This is a genomic window from Pseudomonas rhizophila (assembly GCF_003033885.1).
Classification (GTDB): domain Bacteria; phylum Pseudomonadota; class Gammaproteobacteria; order Pseudomonadales; family Pseudomonadaceae; genus Aquipseudomonas; species Aquipseudomonas rhizophila.
This window is the reverse complement of record NZ_CP024081.1, coordinates 2,510,128-2,528,177: the sequence shown is the minus strand read 5'-3', so window position 1 is coordinate 2,528,177 and position 18,050 is coordinate 2,510,128. Positions and strand designations below refer to the sequence as shown.

16 protein-coding genes are annotated in these 18,050 nt (G+C 61.0%); 10 read left to right on the top strand and 6 right to left on the bottom strand.

Features of this window, described 5'->3' with window-relative positions; genetic code table 11:
- The 4 genes from CRX69_RS11865 to CRX69_RS11850 form a co-directional block, all read right to left on the bottom strand.
- On the bottom strand, nt 1-591 hold the full coding sequence (locus tag CRX69_RS11865; RefSeq protein ID WP_047228019.1) for a YceI family protein: 591 nt from the start codon (nt 589-591) through the stop codon (nt 1-3).
- A 100-nt stretch (nt 592-691) separates the two neighbouring features.
- The gene (locus tag CRX69_RS11860; protein WP_107322060.1) at nt 692-1,003 is read right to left on the bottom strand and encodes an amidase; all 312 of its coding nucleotides are present in this window, start codon (nt 1,001-1,003) and stop codon (nt 692-694) included.
- Nucleotides 1,000-2,094 (bottom strand): serine hydrolase domain-containing protein, encoded by a 1,095-nt coding sequence (locus tag CRX69_RS11855; protein WP_107322059.1) that lies wholly within the window; start codon nt 2,092-2,094, stop codon nt 1,000-1,002. The genes CRX69_RS11860 and CRX69_RS11855 overlap by 4 nt, the downstream gene beginning before the upstream one ends.
- 169 nt (nt 2,095-2,263) lie before the next feature.
- A complete protein-coding gene (locus CRX69_RS11850) occupies nt 2,264-3,136 on the bottom strand; it encodes an acyl-CoA dehydrogenase middle domain-containing protein (protein ID WP_107322058.1) in 873 nt (290 codons plus the stop codon).
- A gap of 145 nt (nt 3,137-3,281) precedes the next feature.
- Here CRX69_RS11850 and olsB point away from each other — a divergent pair, with 145 nt between their 5' ends.
- Together olsB and CRX69_RS11840 are read left to right on the top strand one after the other, a co-directional pair.
- Nucleotides 3,282-4,037 (top strand): L-ornithine N(alpha)-acyltransferase, encoded by a 756-nt coding sequence (olsB, locus tag CRX69_RS11845; protein ID WP_047228023.1) that lies wholly within the window; start codon nt 3,282-3,284, stop codon nt 4,035-4,037.
- Nucleotides 4,037-4,828: a lysophospholipid acyltransferase family protein gene (locus CRX69_RS11840; RefSeq protein WP_107322057.1), complete on the top strand. Its 792-nt coding sequence runs from the start codon at nt 4,037-4,039 to the stop codon at nt 4,826-4,828. Before olsB ends, CRX69_RS11840 begins: the two co-directional genes overlap by 1 nt.
- A gap of 145 nt (nt 4,829-4,973) precedes the next feature.
- Here the strand turns inward: CRX69_RS11840 and CRX69_RS11835 are convergent, their stop codons facing one another.
- A complete protein-coding gene (locus CRX69_RS11835; RefSeq protein WP_047228025.1) occupies nt 4,974-5,558 on the bottom strand; it encodes an acyl carrier protein phosphodiesterase in 585 nt (194 codons plus the stop codon).
- Between the two features lie 156 nt (nt 5,559-5,714).
- On the opposite strand from CRX69_RS11835, the gene CRX69_RS11830 reads away from it, so the two are divergent.
- From CRX69_RS11830 to CRX69_RS11815, 4 genes are all read left to right on the top strand, one after another.
- Entirely contained in the window at nt 5,715-6,017 is a 303-nt protein-coding gene (locus tag CRX69_RS11830) for an ArsR/SmtB family transcription factor (RefSeq protein ID WP_047228026.1), read from the top strand.
- Nucleotides 6,018-6,034: 17 nt separating this feature from the next.
- Nucleotides 6,035-7,201 carry an MFS transporter gene (locus CRX69_RS11825; RefSeq protein WP_047228027.1) on the top strand — a complete coding sequence of 389 codons (1,167 nt, stop codon included), beginning with the start codon at nt 6,035-6,037 and terminating at the stop codon, nt 7,199-7,201.
- Between the two features lie 32 nt (nt 7,202-7,233).
- Nucleotides 7,234-8,283, top strand: a complete 1,050-nt coding sequence (locus CRX69_RS11820) for an alkene reductase (protein ID WP_076386007.1) — start codon at nt 7,234-7,236, stop codon at nt 8,281-8,283.
- Between the two features lie 328 nt (nt 8,284-8,611).
- The gene (locus tag CRX69_RS11815; RefSeq protein ID WP_047228029.1) at nt 8,612-9,118 is read left to right on the top strand and encodes a hypothetical protein; all 507 of its coding nucleotides are present in this window, start codon (nt 8,612-8,614) and stop codon (nt 9,116-9,118) included.
- Between the two features lie 211 nt (nt 9,119-9,329).
- Here the strand turns inward: CRX69_RS11815 and CRX69_RS11810 are convergent, their stop codons facing one another.
- A complete protein-coding gene (locus CRX69_RS11810; RefSeq protein WP_047228030.1) occupies nt 9,330-9,962 on the bottom strand; it encodes a TetR family transcriptional regulator in 633 nt (210 codons plus the stop codon).
- Between the two features lie 265 nt (nt 9,963-10,227).
- Between CRX69_RS11810 and CRX69_RS11805 the strand changes: the two genes are divergently transcribed.
- From CRX69_RS11805 to CRX69_RS11785, 4 genes are all read left to right on the top strand, one after another.
- Entirely contained in the window at nt 10,228-11,385 is a 1,158-nt protein-coding gene (locus CRX69_RS11805) for an efflux RND transporter periplasmic adaptor subunit (protein WP_157952121.1), read from the top strand.
- Nucleotides 11,386-11,388: 3 nt separating this feature from the next.
- Entirely contained in the window at nt 11,389-14,553 is a 3,165-nt protein-coding gene (gene emhB / locus CRX69_RS11800; RefSeq protein ID WP_047228032.1) for an efflux RND transporter permease subunit EmhB, read from the top strand.
- On the top strand, nt 14,550-16,007 hold the full coding sequence (gene adeC / locus CRX69_RS11795; protein ID WP_047228033.1) for an AdeC/AdeK/OprM family multidrug efflux complex outer membrane factor: 1,458 nt from the start codon (nt 14,550-14,552) through the stop codon (nt 16,005-16,007). Before emhB ends, adeC begins: the two co-directional genes overlap by 4 nt.
- 1,408 nt (nt 16,008-17,415) lie before the next feature.
- Nucleotides 17,416-18,050: OprD family outer membrane porin (locus tag CRX69_RS11785; protein WP_157952143.1), on the top strand; the 635-nt coding region annotated here is incomplete at its 3' end.

Below are 18,050 nucleotides of genomic sequence, written 5' to 3'. Positions count from 1 at the left end.
TCAGCGCGCCGTGAAAATCAGCACCGCATTCACCGGCACTGCGAGGCTGATGGCCGACAGCCCGGCCTGTTTGCGCAACTTCTCCAATCCCGGCGCCAGATCGAAATCCGCCGCATTGAGCACCACCGGCTCCAGGGTCACGACCTGGAACCGTCGTTCATCCAGGCGCGTTGCCAGCAGTTCGGCCTGATACACATGTTGCTTGCCGTGCAGGTCAACGGTCAGCGGCAAGCGCAGTTCCAGTTGAGCGCCGTTGGCCAGGTCCTGGATCGGTAACAGGTCGAGCTGCGCGGTAATGGCGGCGTCGGCAAATTGCTTGATCTCGAACAACTCGGCGCGCATGCGCTCGTCACGCAGGGGAATGCCACTGTTGACCGACTCCAGCTCCACTTCCAGCCGGACCATCCCCTTGGGCTGGACCTGACCATGAAGCACCAGGAAACGCTGGACCTCGGAAACGTTGCCATTTTTGCTGCTGATAAACGACAGCCGCGACGATTCGCCGTCCAGATACCAATTGGCTTGGACCGGCAGCGCGGCGCAGGCCAGCAGCAAGGTCGCGACAGCGTGAGAAAAAGACCGCTTGAACATACACACTCGGAGGGCAGATAAACCTGTGGCGAACCTTAACCGGGCCGAGGGCACTTGCAAACCTTCTGTTTCAATCCTCTATGGGAATACACAGGTCCGGTCACGGCTCCAACCGACAGCCCTGCCGCTCCCCCAGCCATCGTGCGCTATTGCTTCGCCCCAGCCCGGCGACGGTGATGCGTTTCGCTTCAGGCGTTTCGAGAAAATCGCTGATGGGCACCGACTGCTTTACATAGCCACGGCAATAGTCAGCCGGTTGCTCCATCACGTAGCGACACGAGCAATATTCCTTGGCGGTGTAGGCGCTGATGATGTCGGGGAAGGCCCGCAGCGCCACCCGCTCGAGCCAGATCCAGCCGAGCAGGGCCACAACAAGTAACGACATCAGCGTGAGCAGCGGTCTGCGTCTCATGGCTGCACCGTCCCGGCGAACGCCGCCATGGCTCGCTTGAGCAACTCATTGTGGCGGTAGCTGCCGTCGCGGTCATCAGCGTAGCGCACGATCACCAACCGGGCGCTGGGGATCACGTACAGCGCCTGCCCCCAATGGCCCAGCGCGGCAAACGTATCCGGCGGTGCATCGGGCCACGGGTGGATGGCCGGGTCGGCCGCGCGGTTGAGCCACCAATGCCCACCGGGCACCGCTTCATCCTGGCCGGCCCGGAAGCGGGCGAAGGGTTCGCGATTGAACGCCACCCAGGCTTGCGGGATCAGTTGCCGCTCGCCCCAGCGTCCCTCGCGTTGCATCAACAGCCCCACACGCGCCAGGTCCCGCGCCGTAAGGTAGGCGTAGGAGGACCCGACAAACGTGCCGGCGGCGTCGGTTTCCCAGGTGGCGTGGCGGATACCCAGCGGCTCGAACAGGGCCGTCCAGGGATAATCGGCATACCGCGCCGGGCCAACGATATTTTTCAATGCCGCGGCCAGCAGGTTGCTGTCACCACTGGAGTAACGAAACACCTGCCCCGGCGGACTGTCGCGTTCATGCTGCGCAGTGAACGCCGCCATGTCATGACGCCCACGGGTATAAAGCATCGCCACCACCGAGGACTTGAGCGGTGCGTATTCGTAATCTTCCTGCCAATCCAGCCCCGAGGCCCAATGGAACAGATCGGCCAAGGTCATGTCCGGATGCTTGCTCAACGCCGGGTAATACCTGGCGGCAGGATCCTGCAGACTGAACAGCTTTTGCCCATAGGCCACGCCAAACACCGTCGCCATCAGGCTTTTGCTGATCGACCAGGTCAGGTGCGCAGTGTCGGCACGGGTGGGCCCGGCATAACGCTCGTAGACCAGCCGCCCGTCCAGGATCACCAGCAGCGCATCGGTACGGATGCCCTGGCGAGAGGCATCGTCGCGGGGTGGGAAGGCGTATTGCTCCAGGGCTTCGATGGCCAGCCCGGTGGGGGTCGGGCCACTTGGCCATTGCTCACCGGGCCAGTCTTCAGCCTGGGCGTACAGGTTGAGCAATAGCAACGGGATCAGGAACCAGCCTTTGGACATGCTCGGGGCTCGCAGGATTGAACCTTCGGAGCCTATTCAGACTTGATGACAATTTGGGTATGAGTGGCATTTCCCTGTGGGAGCGAGCCTGCTCGCGATAGCGCTGGCTCAGCAGCATTGATGTCAACTGACACTCCGCTATCGCGAGCAGGCTCGCTCCCACAAAGGGTTATCCCAACGCCTTGGCCAACCGCTTGGCCCGCGCACCCGCCGCCATGTCCATCACGGCTTTATCTCGCGTCCACATCTCGCGCCACAACGCCGGGCCGGCGGCCAGGGCGTCGTTCAGTTCTTCATCGAGCCCGCTGAACTGAGCGAACAACCCACCCAGCAGCACATGCCCGGCCGCGCTGGACGGGTTGTGACGACTCACTTCAGCGCAACCGGCCAGCAATCCCAGCAGACGCAGCTGCAGGGCTTGGGGCCAAGCGCACTCCTGTCCCACGCCATACAGCCAGGCGGCCATGGCACTGAGCACATAAAGGTCTTCCAAGGTGCGGAACGGTTTGACGTAGGCGTCCCAACCGTCCCCGGCCAACAACTCGCACAGCGCGCCGTCCAACAGCACCCGGCCATGGCTGATGTCTGGCATCAGGGCGATAGCCGGGAGTTTTTCCAGGGTCACCCCCGGCTCTCCGGGATAAACCACCGCAAGATTCAACCGCGGCGGCTCGCCGGCTGCTTCGCTGCGGGCGGCAATCAGCAGCCACTCGGCCGCATCGCCCGCAGTAACGAAATCCTTGCGCCCGTTCAATCGCAGGTCGGTGATGCGAGTCTGCATGTCCGCCGGGCGCAGGCTGCGCTGCTCCGTGGCGCACAAGGCGCCCAGGCTCTGGGGCGCGCTCGGCCAAAGCACCCGCAGCGCCGCCTGATACCCCACCAGAAAAGCCAACCCCGGCGTTGCCATCAATCGCGCCCCCATGACGGCCAGTTCGAACGGCGTAACCGGCCCCAGGCGTTGCAGCAAGGCCGCATAACCCTCAGCCAGGTCCGGATGGGCGGGCAACCGTTCGCCGCGTTCGATCAGGTTTTGCCAGGGCATGGGAGGCTCCTCAATGGGCTGTCATATAAGCATCACCAAAGCTTCATGGCGATGACACCGGGGCTACATAGCCTGACTTTGCACAACATGGCTGCATAAAGAAAGTCGATCGGCTGCAACTGAACAGCCCGCACGGAGATTCGCTATGACTCAGATCGCCCGCATCAGCGACACTGGCAATGAACGCCGCCTGCAAGCCGAACGCCTGATTGGCGCCAAGGCTTTGCAAGAAGCCCAGGCCCTGCGCTTCAACGTCTTCAGCGGCGAATTCAACGCCAAGCTCAAAGGCGCGGAAATGGGTCTGGACATGGATGACTATGATGTTCACTGCGCCCACATCGGCGTACGCGACCTGAATACCGGCCGACTCGTGGCGACGACACGCCTGCTCGATCACCACGCTGCCAGCAGCCTGGGCCGATTCTACAGCGAAGAAGAATTCAACCTTCACGGCCTGGTCCATCTCAAGGGCCCGATCCTGGAAATCGGCCGCACCTGCGTCGATCCGGCCTACCGCAACGGCGGCACCATCGCGGTACTGTGGGGCGAACTGGCCGAGGTGCTGAACGAAGGCGGCTACAGCTACCTGATGGGATGCGCGAGCATTCCAATGCAGGACGGCGGCGTCCAGGCCCAAGCGATCATGCAGCGTCTGCGCGAACGTTATCTGTGCACCGAACACCTGCGGGCGGTGCCGAAAAAACCGTTGCCGGCCCTGGACGTACCGTCCAACGTCATCGCCGAAATGCCACCTCTGCTCAAGGCTTACATGCGCCTGGGCGCGAAGATTTGCGGTGAGCCGTGCTGGGATGAGGATTTCCAGGTGGCCGACGTGTTTATCCTGCTCAAGCGTGACGAACTCTGCCCACGCTACGCCCGCCACTTCAAGGCAGCGGTGTGATGAGTCGGTTGCGGGTGTACGCGCGAATCGCGCGAGTGTTGCTGGTGGTGACGCTGGGGCTGAGCATGGCCAGCGTATTCGGGCTGTTCGAACGGTTGGGTGTGGCCAACTCCATGGTGCGCCGCCAGCGCTGGTCGCGTTTTTTCATGGCGCGCCTGAGCAATGCCCTGCCCTTCTGCGTGACGGTGCACGGGCAAATGCCGCAACAGCCCATGCTGTGGGTCAGCAACCATGTGTCCTGGACCGATATCCCGCTGCTGGGCATGCTCACGCCAATGTCCTTCCTGTCCAAGGCCGAAGTACGCACCTGGCCAGTGGCCGGATGGTTGGCGGCCAAGGCTGGCAGCCTGTTTATCCGGCGCGGCTCGGGCGACAGCCAGTTGATCCGCAAGCAAATGAGCCGACACCTGGAACAGGCCCATCCGCTGCTGATGTTTCCCGAAGGCACCACCACCGATGGCCGCTCCCTGCGCACTTTCCACGGTCGTTTATTGTCGGCGGCCATCGATGCGGACGTGGCGCTGCAACCGGTGGCGATCCGCTACCTGCGCAACGGTGAACCGGACTCGCTGGCGCCGTTCGTTGGCGATGATGATTTGCTGTCGCACCTGATGCGCCTGTTCGCCAATGACCGGGGCGAGGTGCACATCCATCTGCTGGAACCGATTGCCTGCCACGGCCAGGAGCGGGCTGCCCTGGCCTTTCAGGCGCAACAGGCGGTGCACAAGGAATTGTTTGGCGAAATCCCACAAAAGCAGCAAGTGCCGATGCGGCCTGCGATCGCGGCCTGATCCGGCGGCCCTATGCAGAGCCCTTGTGGGAGCGAGCCTGCTCGCGATAGCGGTCAGTCAGTTGGTTCTTGACTGCCAGGCCTTCATCGCGAGCAGGCTCGCTCACACATTTGAACTTCAGTGACGGCAAGAACCGGCTCCAACATCACCCCTGCCGTGTTGTCTGGCTCAACGCAAAATCCTGCAACTGCGGGTAGAACAGCTGAAAGTCTTCGCTCAACGGTTCATAGAGCCTGATCAATTCTTCCATGGCCCCGGCCAGTTCCTCCGGCCGGGACAGGCGTCGGGAAATCCCCCGCAATACTTGCCCAAGCACATCGAATTCTCGATAAGACCCCAGCCAGTCATCCGCCGCCATGTAAGGCGCGATTTGCGCCAGACGCCCAGGCAACTGCGGCTCGGCGGCGAGCACTCGGTAGACCTGGGAGGTGAAGTCCATCAACGGCCCTTCGCCATACAGCGCCCAGTCCCGGGCCAGGCAATGATCAAAAAACACGTCGAGCACAATTCCGGCATAGCGCCGCCGTACGGTGGAAAAGCGCGACAAAGCGATATCCACCACGGGGTGGCGGTCGGTGTACATGTCGATGCGTCGATGCAGGGCAATCGCCGCTTCGATCTGCGGATCGTACAGCCCTTGCAACGGCCCTTTGACGAAGTCGCCGTAGAGGCTGCCGAGCAGTCGTTCCCGGCCGGGGCCGCCGAGGTGCAGGTGTGCGAGATAGTTCAAGGCGCGAAGCTTAGCACCGCCGCGCCAATATCGTTATAACCCGATATAACGATTTATTCGGTTTTCAGATCAAATCCATATTGGTGTATCGCGAAATAACGATTTAAAGTTCGCCCCATCGCGATATAGCGTTTTACTCATTCCGAGCAGCCAACCATGCCCCTCGACCTCGACGAAATAATAAAAGCCCTGGCACACCCAGTACGGCGAGACATCCTCAACTGGCTCAAAGACCCCAAGGTCCAGTTCCCCGAACAGTTGCACAACCACGAATTCGGCATTTGCGCCGGGCAGATCGACCAGCGTTGCGGCCTGTCGCAGTCCACGGTGTCCGCCCATCTGGCGGTGTTGCAACGGGCGGGGCTGATCACCAGCCAGAAGGTCGGTCAATGGCATTTCTTCAAACGCAACGAGGACGTGATCCAGCAGTTCCTCAAGCAAATGAGCCAAGAGCTCTGACCCGACAAGGATCCACCATGCCCCTCTCACTTCTCATCCTGGCCCTGAGCGCCTTCGCCATCGGCACCACCGAGTTCGTCATCATGGGCCTGTTGCCTGAGGTGGCGGCCGACCTGGGTGTATCGATTCCCGGCGCCGGCTGGCTGGTGACCGGCTACGCCCTGGGCGTGGCCATCGGGGCACCGTTCATGGCCCTGGCCACCGCACGGTTGCCGCGCAAGGCCGCCCTGGTCGCGCTGATGGGGATCTTCATCGTCGGCAACCTGCTCTGCGCCATCGCCAGTGATTACAACGTGCTGATGTTCGCCAGGGTCGTCACCGCCCTGTGCCATGGCGCGTTCTTCGGCATCGGTTCGGTGGTGGCCGCCGGCCTGGTGGCACCCAACAAGCGCGCCTCGGCCGTAGCCCTGATGTTCACCGGCCTGACCCTGGCCAACGTACTCGGCGTACCGCTGGGCACCGCGCTGGGTCAGGAAGCCGGCTGGCGCTCGACCTTCTGGGCCGTGACCGTCATCGGCGTGATTGCACTGATCGGCCTGATCCGCTTTCTGCCGGCCAAGCGCGATGAAGAAAAACTCGACATGCGCTCGGAACTCGTCGCCCTCAAGGGCGCAGGCCTGTGGCTGTCCCTGAGCATGACCGCGCTGTTCTCCGCCTCGGTGTTCACCCTGTTCACTTACGTCGCCCCGCTGCTGGGAGAAGTCACTGGCGTATCGCCCCGCGGCGTGACCTGGACCCTGGTGCTGATCGGCCTGGGCCTGACTCTGGGCAATATCATCGGCGGCAAGCTGGCGGACAAGAGCCTGGCGAACACGTTGATGGGGGTTTTCACCACCATGGCTGTGGTGTCCACCGTATTGAGCTGGACCAGCGTCGCGCTGATCCCCACTGAAATCACCCTGTTCCTCTGGGCCACCGCCTGCTTCGCCGCCGTGCCGGCCCTGCAAGTCAACGTGGTGACCTTCGGCAAAGACGCGCCAAACCTGGTTTCCACCCTGAACATCGGCGCCTTCAACATCGGCAACGCCTTGGGCGCCTGGGTCGGCGGCAGTGTCATCGACCACGGCCTGGGCCTGACCAGCGTGCCCCTGGCCGCCGGTGCGCTGGCCGTGCTGGCGCTGCTGGTCACCCTGATCACTTTCCGCCAGGGCGGCAATGCCGACCTGGCCCCTGCCACTCACTGACTTTTAACCCTTAACTTTCGAGGCTGTAATTGATGACGACTATTTTCGATCCAATCAAACTCGGCGACATCGAGCTGAAGAACCGCATCATCATGGCGCCGCTCACCCGCTGCCGTGCCGACGCCGGCCGTGTGCCCAACGCGCTGATGGCCGAGTACTACGTGCAGCGTGCCTCCGCTGGCCTGATCCTCAGCGAAGCCACCTCTGTCACGCCCATGGGCGTGGGCTACCCCGATACCCCCGGCATCTGGTCCAACGACCAGGTGCGCGGCTGGAGCAACGTGACCAAGGCTATCCACGGCGCCGGCGGCAAGATTTTCCTGCAACTGTGGCACGTGGGCCGGATCTCCCATCCGTCTTACCTGAACGGCGAATTGCCGGTGGCGCCCAGCGCCATCCAGCCCAAGGGCCATGTAAGTCTGGTGCGTCCGCTGGCCGACTACCCGACGCCACGCGCGCTGGAAACCGAGGAAATCGCCGATATCATTGAGGCTTACCGCGTAGGCGCCGAGAACGCCAAGGCCGCCGGTTTCGACGGCGTGGAAATCCATGGCGCCAACGGCTACCTGCTCGACCAGTTCCTGCAAAGCAGCACCAACCAGCGCACCGACAACTATGGCGGCTCCCTGGAAAACCGTGCCCGCCTGCTGCTGGAAGTGACCGACGCTGCCATTGAAGTCTGGGGCGCCGGCCGGGTTGGCGTGCACCTGGCACCACGCGCCGACTCCCATGACATGGGCGACGAGAACCGCCTGGAAACCTTCAGCTATGTGGCCCGCGAGTTGGGCAAGCGTGGCATCGCCTTTATCTGCTCCCGTGAAAAGGAAGGCGAAGACAGCATCGGCCCGCAGCTCAAGCAAGCTTTCGGTGGCCCGTACATTGCCAACGAACGTTTCACCAAGGACAGCGCCAACGCCTGGCTGGCCGAGGGCAAAGCGGATGCCGTTGCCTTTGGTGTGCCGTTCATTGCCAACCCGGACCTACCGGCGCGCTTGAAAGCTGACGCACCGCTGAACGAGCCGCATCCGGAAACGTTCTATGGGAAAGGCCCGGTGGGTTACATCGATTACCCCGTGATGTAAATAAAAAACCGGCCTTACCAAAAGCCCCGACTCGCAAGAGCCGGGGCTTTTTTACATCTGTTGACGGCTGACGCAATCAAACTCCGCAGAAATCGAAACATCAAATAACAACACCACACTTACTCACTATGGATTAACACACCGGACAGCGTTAATAATAAGCCCGAACAACAACCCACTCAACCAATGGATTTAACCGACATCTATCAAACTTAATAAGCAACTTAAATTCTTGTAAAAAATAACACTAAACCGAGTAACTTCAATTACGCGCCATTATCTTACGCAGGCTTTAGCGCGCCTCGTAATACATGAGAGACACATTACAATGAACATGATGAAAAACTTAATCCTCGCTCTGCTACTGGGACCGGCAGCCGTCGCCACCAGCCTGGCCAACACCGGCATCACCGTGGAGCTGGTAAACAAAACTTCTCACGCCTTGGAAATGACCAACATTTTAAGTGAGCAACCCACGCCCCCGGACATGTCCTTGAGCGCTTATGATGTCCCCGCCAAAACAACCCGCGAATTCTATTTCGCCCATAACAGGAAATTCACTTATCCCGCTGCTGGCTGGCAACCGACGCTGAGAAAAATCAAACCGATTGAATTAGTTCTCTCCTATCAAATGAGCACCTTCAACTTCGGCTGCCAAATGCAAACCCGCTTTGAAGCCCCCATCGGTTTTGGCGTCCTGGAATCCAGTTACAGGCCAAACAGGAAAAGCAAAACTGCGTATACCGGCAATGGTGAATACACCTGCCGCTCGGAAATCTTCCAGAAGATGCTCGAACCCCCTTTCAACTATTCCGTGCGCCTCATTGTTGAATAAACCAGAGGGTCGGTAACAGGCCGGCACGACAAGTACAGGCGCCTCAATGGCGCCGGTACATCAACACGCCATAATCCTCCTGCACAATCGCGAATCGCGAGCGATCAACGTGTCTGCAGTTCGTCTATAAATGACTCTGCCGGGATCAAGGCCCGGCGGGGTCCTCGCCGTTCAGCTATTGACACAAACCGATGAAATTGAGCATTTTGTTTTATTTGCGCAGGTTGGGGCTCAGGTGCAGCATATCCAGCCCGATCTCCACCCAGCGCTCGGCCTCACCCGCCAGTGCGAAGCTGTCGGGAGCCAGTAGCCACTGGTACAAAATGCCGTCGATGTATGCATGTATGGCGACCGCTGCCCTTTCGGGATCCAGATCGTCCGGCAACTGGCCACGCTTCATCGCATTGCGCAACGACAACGCGATACGCACGTTGCAATCGAGACTGACCTGGCGCCGCTGCTGGCGCAAATCGCACATTTCATCGGTGAATTCGCACTTATGAAACAAAATCTCATTAATGCGTCGGGTTTTCGGGTCCAGGGCCACCTGTTGGAACAACCGCACCAGCAGCTTGCGAACACAACCCAGGGGGTCAAGCTCCTCTTCACTTTCACTGGCGCGGGCCAGATCGTCGAGCGGCTCGTGCAAGGTATCGAGCATGGCCTGGAGCAGGTCCGCCTTATTGCTGAAATGCCAGTAGATGGCACCGCGCGTTACACCGGCCAGCGTCGCGATGTCAGCCAGTGTCGTGCGGGCCACACCGCGCTCGAAAAAGGCTTTTTCGGCCGCTTCGAGTATCTGGCTGCGAGTCTCCAGAGCTTCCTCTTTGGTACGACGGACCATGGCAGTAAACACCTCAATCAGGATGCGTAAGCAATGCGTAAGGATCAACTGAACAAAATGTGAGGCGGCGTTCTTCACAACGCTTCTGCGACCTGCGCAGGCCTTTTGTCAGGCTTTTGTAAATACCGATGGTACGCAATTTGGGTGTTTACAAACAACCGTGTACGTAAGTATATTTCTTAGCATCCTACTAATTGTTTATCTCGCTCTTTTTCACCTTCCACTTTCTTGTGCGCCTCTTACGCGCCTGGACCCGAGGATTTCCATGCAATTCAAGCCAGCTGTTACCGCTCTGGTTACCGCCATCGCCCTGGCATCGCTGCTCAGCGGATGTAAAAAGGAAGAGGCGGCACCTGCCGCACCGGCTCCTCAGGTCGGCGTCGTAACCCTCAAGACCCAGCCGTTCACCCTGACGTCGGAGCTTCCCGGTCGCACCAGCGCGTTCCGCATCGCGGAAGTTCGTCCGCAAGTCAACGGCATCATCCTCAAGCGTCTGTTCAAGGAAGGTGCCGACGTCAAGGCTGGCCAGCAGCTGTATCAGATTGACCCGGCCATGTACGAAGCGACCCTCAAAAGTGCAGAAGCAAACCTGCGCTCAACCAAGTCCATTTCCGATCGCTATAAACAATTGGTGGACGAACAGGCCGTCAGCCGCCAGGAATACGACACCGCCTTGGCCAACCGCCTGGAGTCGGAAGCCAATCTGCAGACCGCCCAGATCAATGTGCGCTACACCAAGGTCTACGCACCGATTTCCGGTCGCATCGGTCGCTCCTCGGTGACCGAGGGTGCGTTGGTGAGCAACGGCCAGGCCGATGCCCTGGCAACCATTCAGCAACTGGACCCGATTTACGTCGACGTGACGCAGAGTTCCGTGGAACTGCTGCAACTGCGCCGTGAACTGGAAAGCGGCCGCCTGCAGAAGGCTGGCGACAACGCCGCCATGGTCAAACTGACCCTGGAAGACGGCAGCCAATATGCCCATGAGGGTAAGCTGGAGTTCTCCGAAGTGTCGGTCGACCAGACCACCGGTTCGGTAACCCTGCGCGCGGTGTTCCCTAACCCTGACCACACCCTGCTGCCGGGCATGTTCGTCCACGCGCAATTGCAGGCCGGGGTCAACAGCGCGGCGATTCTTGCGCCGCAGCAAGGCGTGACCCGCGACCTCAAAGGCATGCCGACCGCCCTGGTGGTGGGCCCGGACAATAAGGTCGAGCTGCGCCAGCTCAAGGCCAGCCGTACCGTCGGTAGCCAGTGGCTGATCGAAGACGGGCTCAAGGCTGGCGATCGCCTGATCACCGAAGGGTTGCAGTACGTACGGCCAGGGGTGGAAGTCAAAGCCACTGAGGCCACCAACGTTAGCGCAAAGAACCCGGCCCCCGCACAGGCAGCTGACAAAGCCGCCGGCGGCAAAGGGGAGTAAACCATGTCGAAATTTTTTATCGACCGTCCGATTTTCGCCTGGGTTATCGCCCTGGTGATCATGTTGGTCGGGGCCCTGTCGATCCTCAAATTGCCGATCAACCAATACCCCAGCATCGCGCCGCCGGCCATTGCGATCCAGGTCACCTACCCGGGCGCATCCGCGCAGACCGTGCAGGACACCGTGGTGCAGGTCATCGAGCAACAGCTCAACGGCATCGATAACCTGCGTTATGTCTCCTCGGAAAGTAACTCCGACGGCAGCATGACCATCACGGCGACCTTCGAACAAGGCACCAACTCCGATACCGCCCAGGTCCAGGTCCAGAACAAGTTGAACCTGGCCACCCCGCTGCTGCCGCAAGAAGTGCAGCAACAGGGCATCCGCGTGACCAAGTCAGTGAGAAACTTCCTGATGGTGATCGGCGTGGTGTCGCGCGACGGCAGCATGACCCGGGAAGACCTGTCCAACTACATCGTGTCCAACATGCAGGACCCGATCTCGCGCACAGCCGGTGTCGGTGACTTCCAGGTCTTCGGTGCCCAGTACGCAATGCGAATCTGGCTCGACCCGGCCAAGCTGAATAACTACAGCCTGACCCCGGTAGATGTGACCAACGCCATTTCCGCGCAGAACGTCCAGATCGCGTCCGGCCAACTCGGCGGCTTGCCTGCCCTGCCCGGTCAGCAACTGAACGCCACCATTATTGGCAAGACCCGCCTGCAGACCGCCGAACAGTTCAAGGCCATCTTGCTCAAGGTCAATCCGGATGGCTCGCAAGTGCGCGTCGGCGACGTGGCAGATGTCGCCCTGGGCGGCGAGAGCTACAGCATCAATGCCCAGTTCAACGGTGCCCCGGCCTCCGGTCTGGCAGTGAGACTGGCCACCGGTGCCAACGCCCTCGACACGGCCAAGGCCCTGCGCCAGACCGTCGAAGATCTCAAGCCGTTCTTCCCGCAAGGCCTGGAAGTGGTGTTCCCCTACGACACCACACCGGTGGTGAGCGAGTCGATCAAGGGTGTGGTTGAAACCCTGATCGAAGCGGTTGCCCTGGTGTTCCTGGTGATGTTCCTGTTCCTGCAGAACTTCCGCGCCACCATCATCACCACGATGACGGTGCCGGTGGTATTGCTCGGCACTTTCGGGATCCTCGCGGCATTCGGCTTCAGCATCAACACCCTGACCATGTTCGGCATGGTGCTGGCCATCGGTTTGCTGGTGGACGATGCCATCGTCGTGGTGGAGAACGTCGAACGGGTCATGAGTGAAGAAGGCCTGTCACCCAAGGAAGCCACCAAAAAATCCATGGGCCAGATCCAGGGCGCCCTGGTGGGTATCGCTCTGGTGCTCTCGGCGGTACTGCTGCCGATGGCGTTTTTTGGCGGCTCCACCGGCGTGATCTACAAGCAGTTCTCCATCACCATCGTCTCGGCCATGGCCCTGTCGGTACTGGTGGCCCTGATTTTCACTCCGGCCCTGTGCGCCACCATGCTCAAGCCCATTCCCAAGGGTGAGCACGGCACGCCGAAACGCGGCTTCTTCGGCTGGTTCAACCGCACCTTCGACCGCGGCGTCAGAAGCTACGAGCGCGGCGTGGGCAACATGCTCAAGCACAAGGCGCCGTACCTGCTAGCCTATGTGATCATCGTGGTTGGCATGGTCTGGCTGTTCACCCGCATCCCGACGGCGTTCCTGCCGGAAGAAGACCAGGGCGTGCTGTTTGCCCAGGTGCAGACCCCGGCTGGTTCCAGCGCCGAACGGACCCAGGTGGTGGTGGACAACATGCGCGAGTTCCTGCTGCGTCCAAGCAAGGATGGCGGTGAAGGCGATGGCGTGGCCTCGGTGTTCACCGTGACCGGTTTCAACTTCGCCGGTCGTGGCCAGAGCTCCGGCCTGGCGTTCATCATGCTCAAACCGTGGGAAGAGCGTGACGCTGAGAACACCGTGTTCAAAATCGCTGGCCGCGCCCAGCAACACTTCTTCACCTTCCGCGACGCAATGGTGTTTGCCTTCGCTCCGCCGGCGGTGATGGAACTGGGTAACGCCACCGGTTTCGACGTGTTCCTGCAGGACCGCGCCGGCATCGGCCATGAGAAGCTGATGGAAGCCCGTAACCAGTTCCTGGGCATGGCTTCCCAGAGCAAGATTCTCTCCCAGGTGCGTCCGAACGGCCTGAATGACGAGCCGCAGTACCAGTTGGAAATCGATGACGAGAAGGCCAGCGCCCTGGGCATCACCCTCTCGGACATCAACAACACCCTGTCGGTTGCCCTGGGCAGTAGCTACGTGAACGACTTCATCGACCGTGGTCGGGTGAAGCGGGTGTACGTCCAAGGTCAGCCGAATGCACGCATGAGCCCCGAAGACCTGCAGAAGTGGTATGTGCGCAACAGCGCCGGGACTATGGTGCCGTTCAGCGCATTCGCCAAGGGCGAGTGGGTCTACGGCTCGCCGAAACTGGCCCGTTACAACGGCGTGGAAGCGATGGAAATTCTGGGGTCCCCGGCCCCGGGTTACTCCACCGGTGAAGCCATGGCCGAAGTCGAGGCCATCGCCCAGAAACTGCCGGCCGGCGTCGGTATTTCCTGGACGGGTCTGTCCTACGAGGAACGTCTTTCCGGCTCCCAGGCGCCTGCGTTGTACGCCTTGTCGCTGCTGATGGTATTCCTCTGCCTGGCTGCGCTGTATGAAAGCTGGTCGATTCCGATCGCGGTCATGCTCGTGGTACCACTGGGGATCATCGGTGCCTTGATGGCGACCAGCCTGCGCGGCCTGTCCAACGACGTGTACTTCCAGGTGGGCTTGTTGACGACCATCGGTCTGGCGGCGAAAAACGCTATTCTGATCGTGGAATTCGCCAAGGAACTTCACGAACAGGGCCGCACGCTGGTGGAAGCCGCCATTGAAGCCTGTAGGATGCGTCTAAGGCCGATCATCATGACGTCCCTGGCGTTCGTTCTCGGCGTGGTGCCGTTGGCGATTTCCACCGGCGCAGGTTCAGGCAGCCAGCACGCCATCGGCACCGGTGTGATCGGCGGTATGTTGACCGCCACCATCCTGGCGATTTTCTGGGTGCCATTGTTCTTCGTGACTGTGTCGTCGATAGGCCGTCGCAAAAATATCGACCAGGACGACACTCCTGAAACTTCTAAAGAGGCTGGCCAATGAGCAAGTCGCTCCTCTCTCTGACCATCGCCGCCGTCGTGCTCAGCGGCTGCTCGCTGATCCCCGATTATCAGCGGCCCGAAGCACCGGTCGCCACGCAGTACCCGCAAGGTCCGGCCTACGAGCCGGCCAAGGCGGCCAGCCAGGCCGCCGCCGAACAGGGCTGGAAACAGTTTTTCCATGACCCGGCCTTGCAACAGCTGATCCAGGTTGCCCTGGAAAACAACCGCGACCTGCGCGTCGCGGCGCTGAATATCGATGCTTACGCCGCGCAATACCGCATCCAGCGGGCGGACCTGTTCCCGGCGGTCTCGGCCACCGGTTCCGGCAGCCGTCAGCGAGTGCCGGCACGGGCGTCGCAAACCGGTGAGGCAGCCATCAGCAGCTCCTACTCCGCGACCCTGGGCATCAGTGCTTATGAACTGGACCTGTTCGGCCGGGTGCGCAGCCTGAGCGAGCAAGCGTTGCAAAGCTACTTCGCCACCGAAGAGGCCCGTCGCAGTACCCAGATCAGCCTGGTGGCCAGCGTTGCCAACGCCTACCTGACCTGGCAGGCCGACAAGGAACTGCTCAAGCTGACCCAGGAAACCCTGGGCACCTACGAGCAAAGCCTCAAGCTGACCTCCCGCAGCGCCGAAGTCGGCGTGGCCTCGGCCCTGGACCTGAGTCAGGCACGCACGGCGGTGGAAAACGCCCGCGTACAACTGGCGCGCTATACCCGCCAGGTGGCTCAGGATGAAAACAGCCTGACCCTGCTGCTGGGCACCGGTCTGCCGTCCAACCTGAGCACCCAACCGCTGAGCGATGACCTGCTCAGCGAAGTGCCGGCGGGGTTGCCGTCAGACCTGTTGCAACGTCGCCCGGACATCCTCCAGGCCGAACGCAACCTGCTGGCCGCCAACGCCAACATCGGCGCCGCACGGGCCGCGTTCTTCCCCAGCATCAGTCTGACGGCCAACGCCGGCACCCTGAGCCCGGACCTGTCCGGCCTGTTCAAGGGCGGTTCGGGCACCTGGACCTTCGCCCCGCAAATCAACCTGCCGATCTTCAACGCCGGCAGCCTGCGGGCAAGCCTGGATTACGCCAAAATCCAGAAAGACATCAACGTCGCCAATTACGAGAAGTCGATTCAGACCGCGTTTCAGGAAGTCTCCGACGGCCTGGCCGCACGCCGGACCTACAATGAACAGTTGCAGGCCCAGACCGCCTTCGTCGCCGCCAACCAGGACTACTACAGCCTGGCCGAGCGTCGCTATCGCATCGGTGTCGACAGCAACCTGACCTTCCTCGACGCCCAACGTCAGTTGTTCAGCGCCCAACAATCGCTGATCACCGACCGCCTGGCGCAACTGACCAGCGAGGTCAATCTGTACAAGGCGTTGGGCGGTGGTTGGAATGCCGAACCCGGCAAGAACGAACCGGTGGCGGAGAAAGCGCCGCCGTTGAAACTGTTCTGACTTGATGCCTGAACGCTGAAACACGAAGCCCACCGGAAGGTGGGCTTTTTGTTTGTGCACGCTGTGTGGGAGCAAGGCTTGCCCGCGATGGCGGCCTGACAGTCGGCCAGGGTTTTGTTGATTGCGTACATATCCGTTTCTGCGGTAACGGCCACTTAGGGTTCCGCCCTTACGGCGGGTCACTTTCGAAAATCCGGAAGCCGGCCCAGGCGAAAGTAAGCAAAACGCTTCTGCCCCACCACTCGGTGCCTCGCCTAGGCTCGGCATGCCCGCACTCCGGCATTGCTCCGTGGGCCCGCCGCGAAGGGCCATCCATGGCCCAGCGCGGCTACCTCGGCATCCATGCCGAGGTGCCCACTGCGCAATGCCTGCGTTCGGCCAGCGTGGTTAACGGGGCGCCCGAGATCAACGTCCACCGCGAGGCGGCCTGATAGCCGACCTGATTTTTGGTGATCGCGTTCCTCCTGTGGGAGCGAGCTTGCTCGCGAAGAGGCCAGCACATCCAACATCGCCGCAAACTGACCCTACGCTATCGCGAGCAGGCTCGCTCCCACATAGGTTTGCGGGTGTTCACAACATTCGCACACGATACAAAAACCTGTGGGAGCGAGCTTGTTCGCGATGACGCCAGCACATCCAACACCACCGCAAACTGTCCCTCCGCCATCGCGAGCAAGCTCGCTCCCACAGTTGGATCGGGGTATGGCCGGAGAGACAGGTCGGCTGTCAGACCGCCTTCGCGAGCGGGCTCGCTCTCACAATGGGATCGGCGTACGACCGGGAGAGCCAGGTCGGCTACTAGGCCGCCTCGCGGTGGACGTTGATCTCGGGCGCCCCGTTAACCACGCTGGCCGAACGCAGGCGTTGCGCAGTGGGCATCCCGGCATGGATGCCGGGATAGCCGCGCTGGGCCATGGATGGCCCTTCGCGGCGGGCCCACGGAGCAATGCCGGAGTGAGGGCACACCGAGCCTAAGCGAGGTGCCGAGTGGTGGGGCAAGAGCGCTTTGGTTACTTTCGCCTGGGCCGGCTTCGCGCTTTTCGAAAGTGACCCGCCGTAAGGGCGGAACCCTAAGTCGCCGTTACCGCGAAATGGATATGTACTCAGTCAAAAACATCCTGGCCGACTGTAGGCCGCCATCGCGATCAGGCTCACTCCCACAAAGATCCAATCAATTTTTGCCGTTCGATAATCGCCCAAAACCCGCAAACGACAATTGAACCGATCCCAGCCGGCCCTTCACCATCCCTGGCACAAAACCAATAACAACAGGTTCGATGCCATGCCCATAGACCCCGCCTCATCCGGCTGATCCTTCGATCGCCTTACCGTCCAGCTCCACCGTGTCGACTGCAACCCAAGGTTGCGGCAGCGACCCGCTTTGCCCACAAAAACAAGAGACATGCCCATGAAACCTACACAGCATTTATTCCCCAGTCTTATCGCTATCGCCCTGTCTGGCGCCACCCTGCCCGTCCTGGCCGCAGAGTCGGGTTTTGTCGAGGACGCCAAGGTCAATCTCAACCTGCGCAACTTCTACATCAACCGCAACTTCACCAACCCGGCTAACGCCCAAGGCAAAGCCGAGGAATGGACCCAGAGTTTCATTCTCGACGCCAAGTCCGGCTTCACTCAGGGCACAGTGGGTTTCGGTATGGACGTGCTGGGCATGTACTCGCTCAAGCTCGACGGTGGTCGCGGCACCGCCAATACCGGATTGTTGCCGGTTCATGACGGTGGCCACCCGGCCGATGATTTCGGTCGCCTGGGTGTCGCACTCAAGGCCAAGGTGTCGAAAACTGAGCTGAAAGTGGGCGAATGGATGCCGGTGCTGCCGATCCTGCGCTCTGACGATGGCCGGTCCCTGCCGCAGACTTTCCGCGGCGGTCAGGTCACCTCCACCGAGATCAACGGCCTGAGCCTGTACGGCGGCCAGTTCCGCGCCAACAGCCCGCGTAACGACGCGAGCATGGAAGACATGTCGATGAACGGCCGCGGCGCGTTCACGTCCGACCGCTTCAATTTCGGCGGCGGCGAATACGC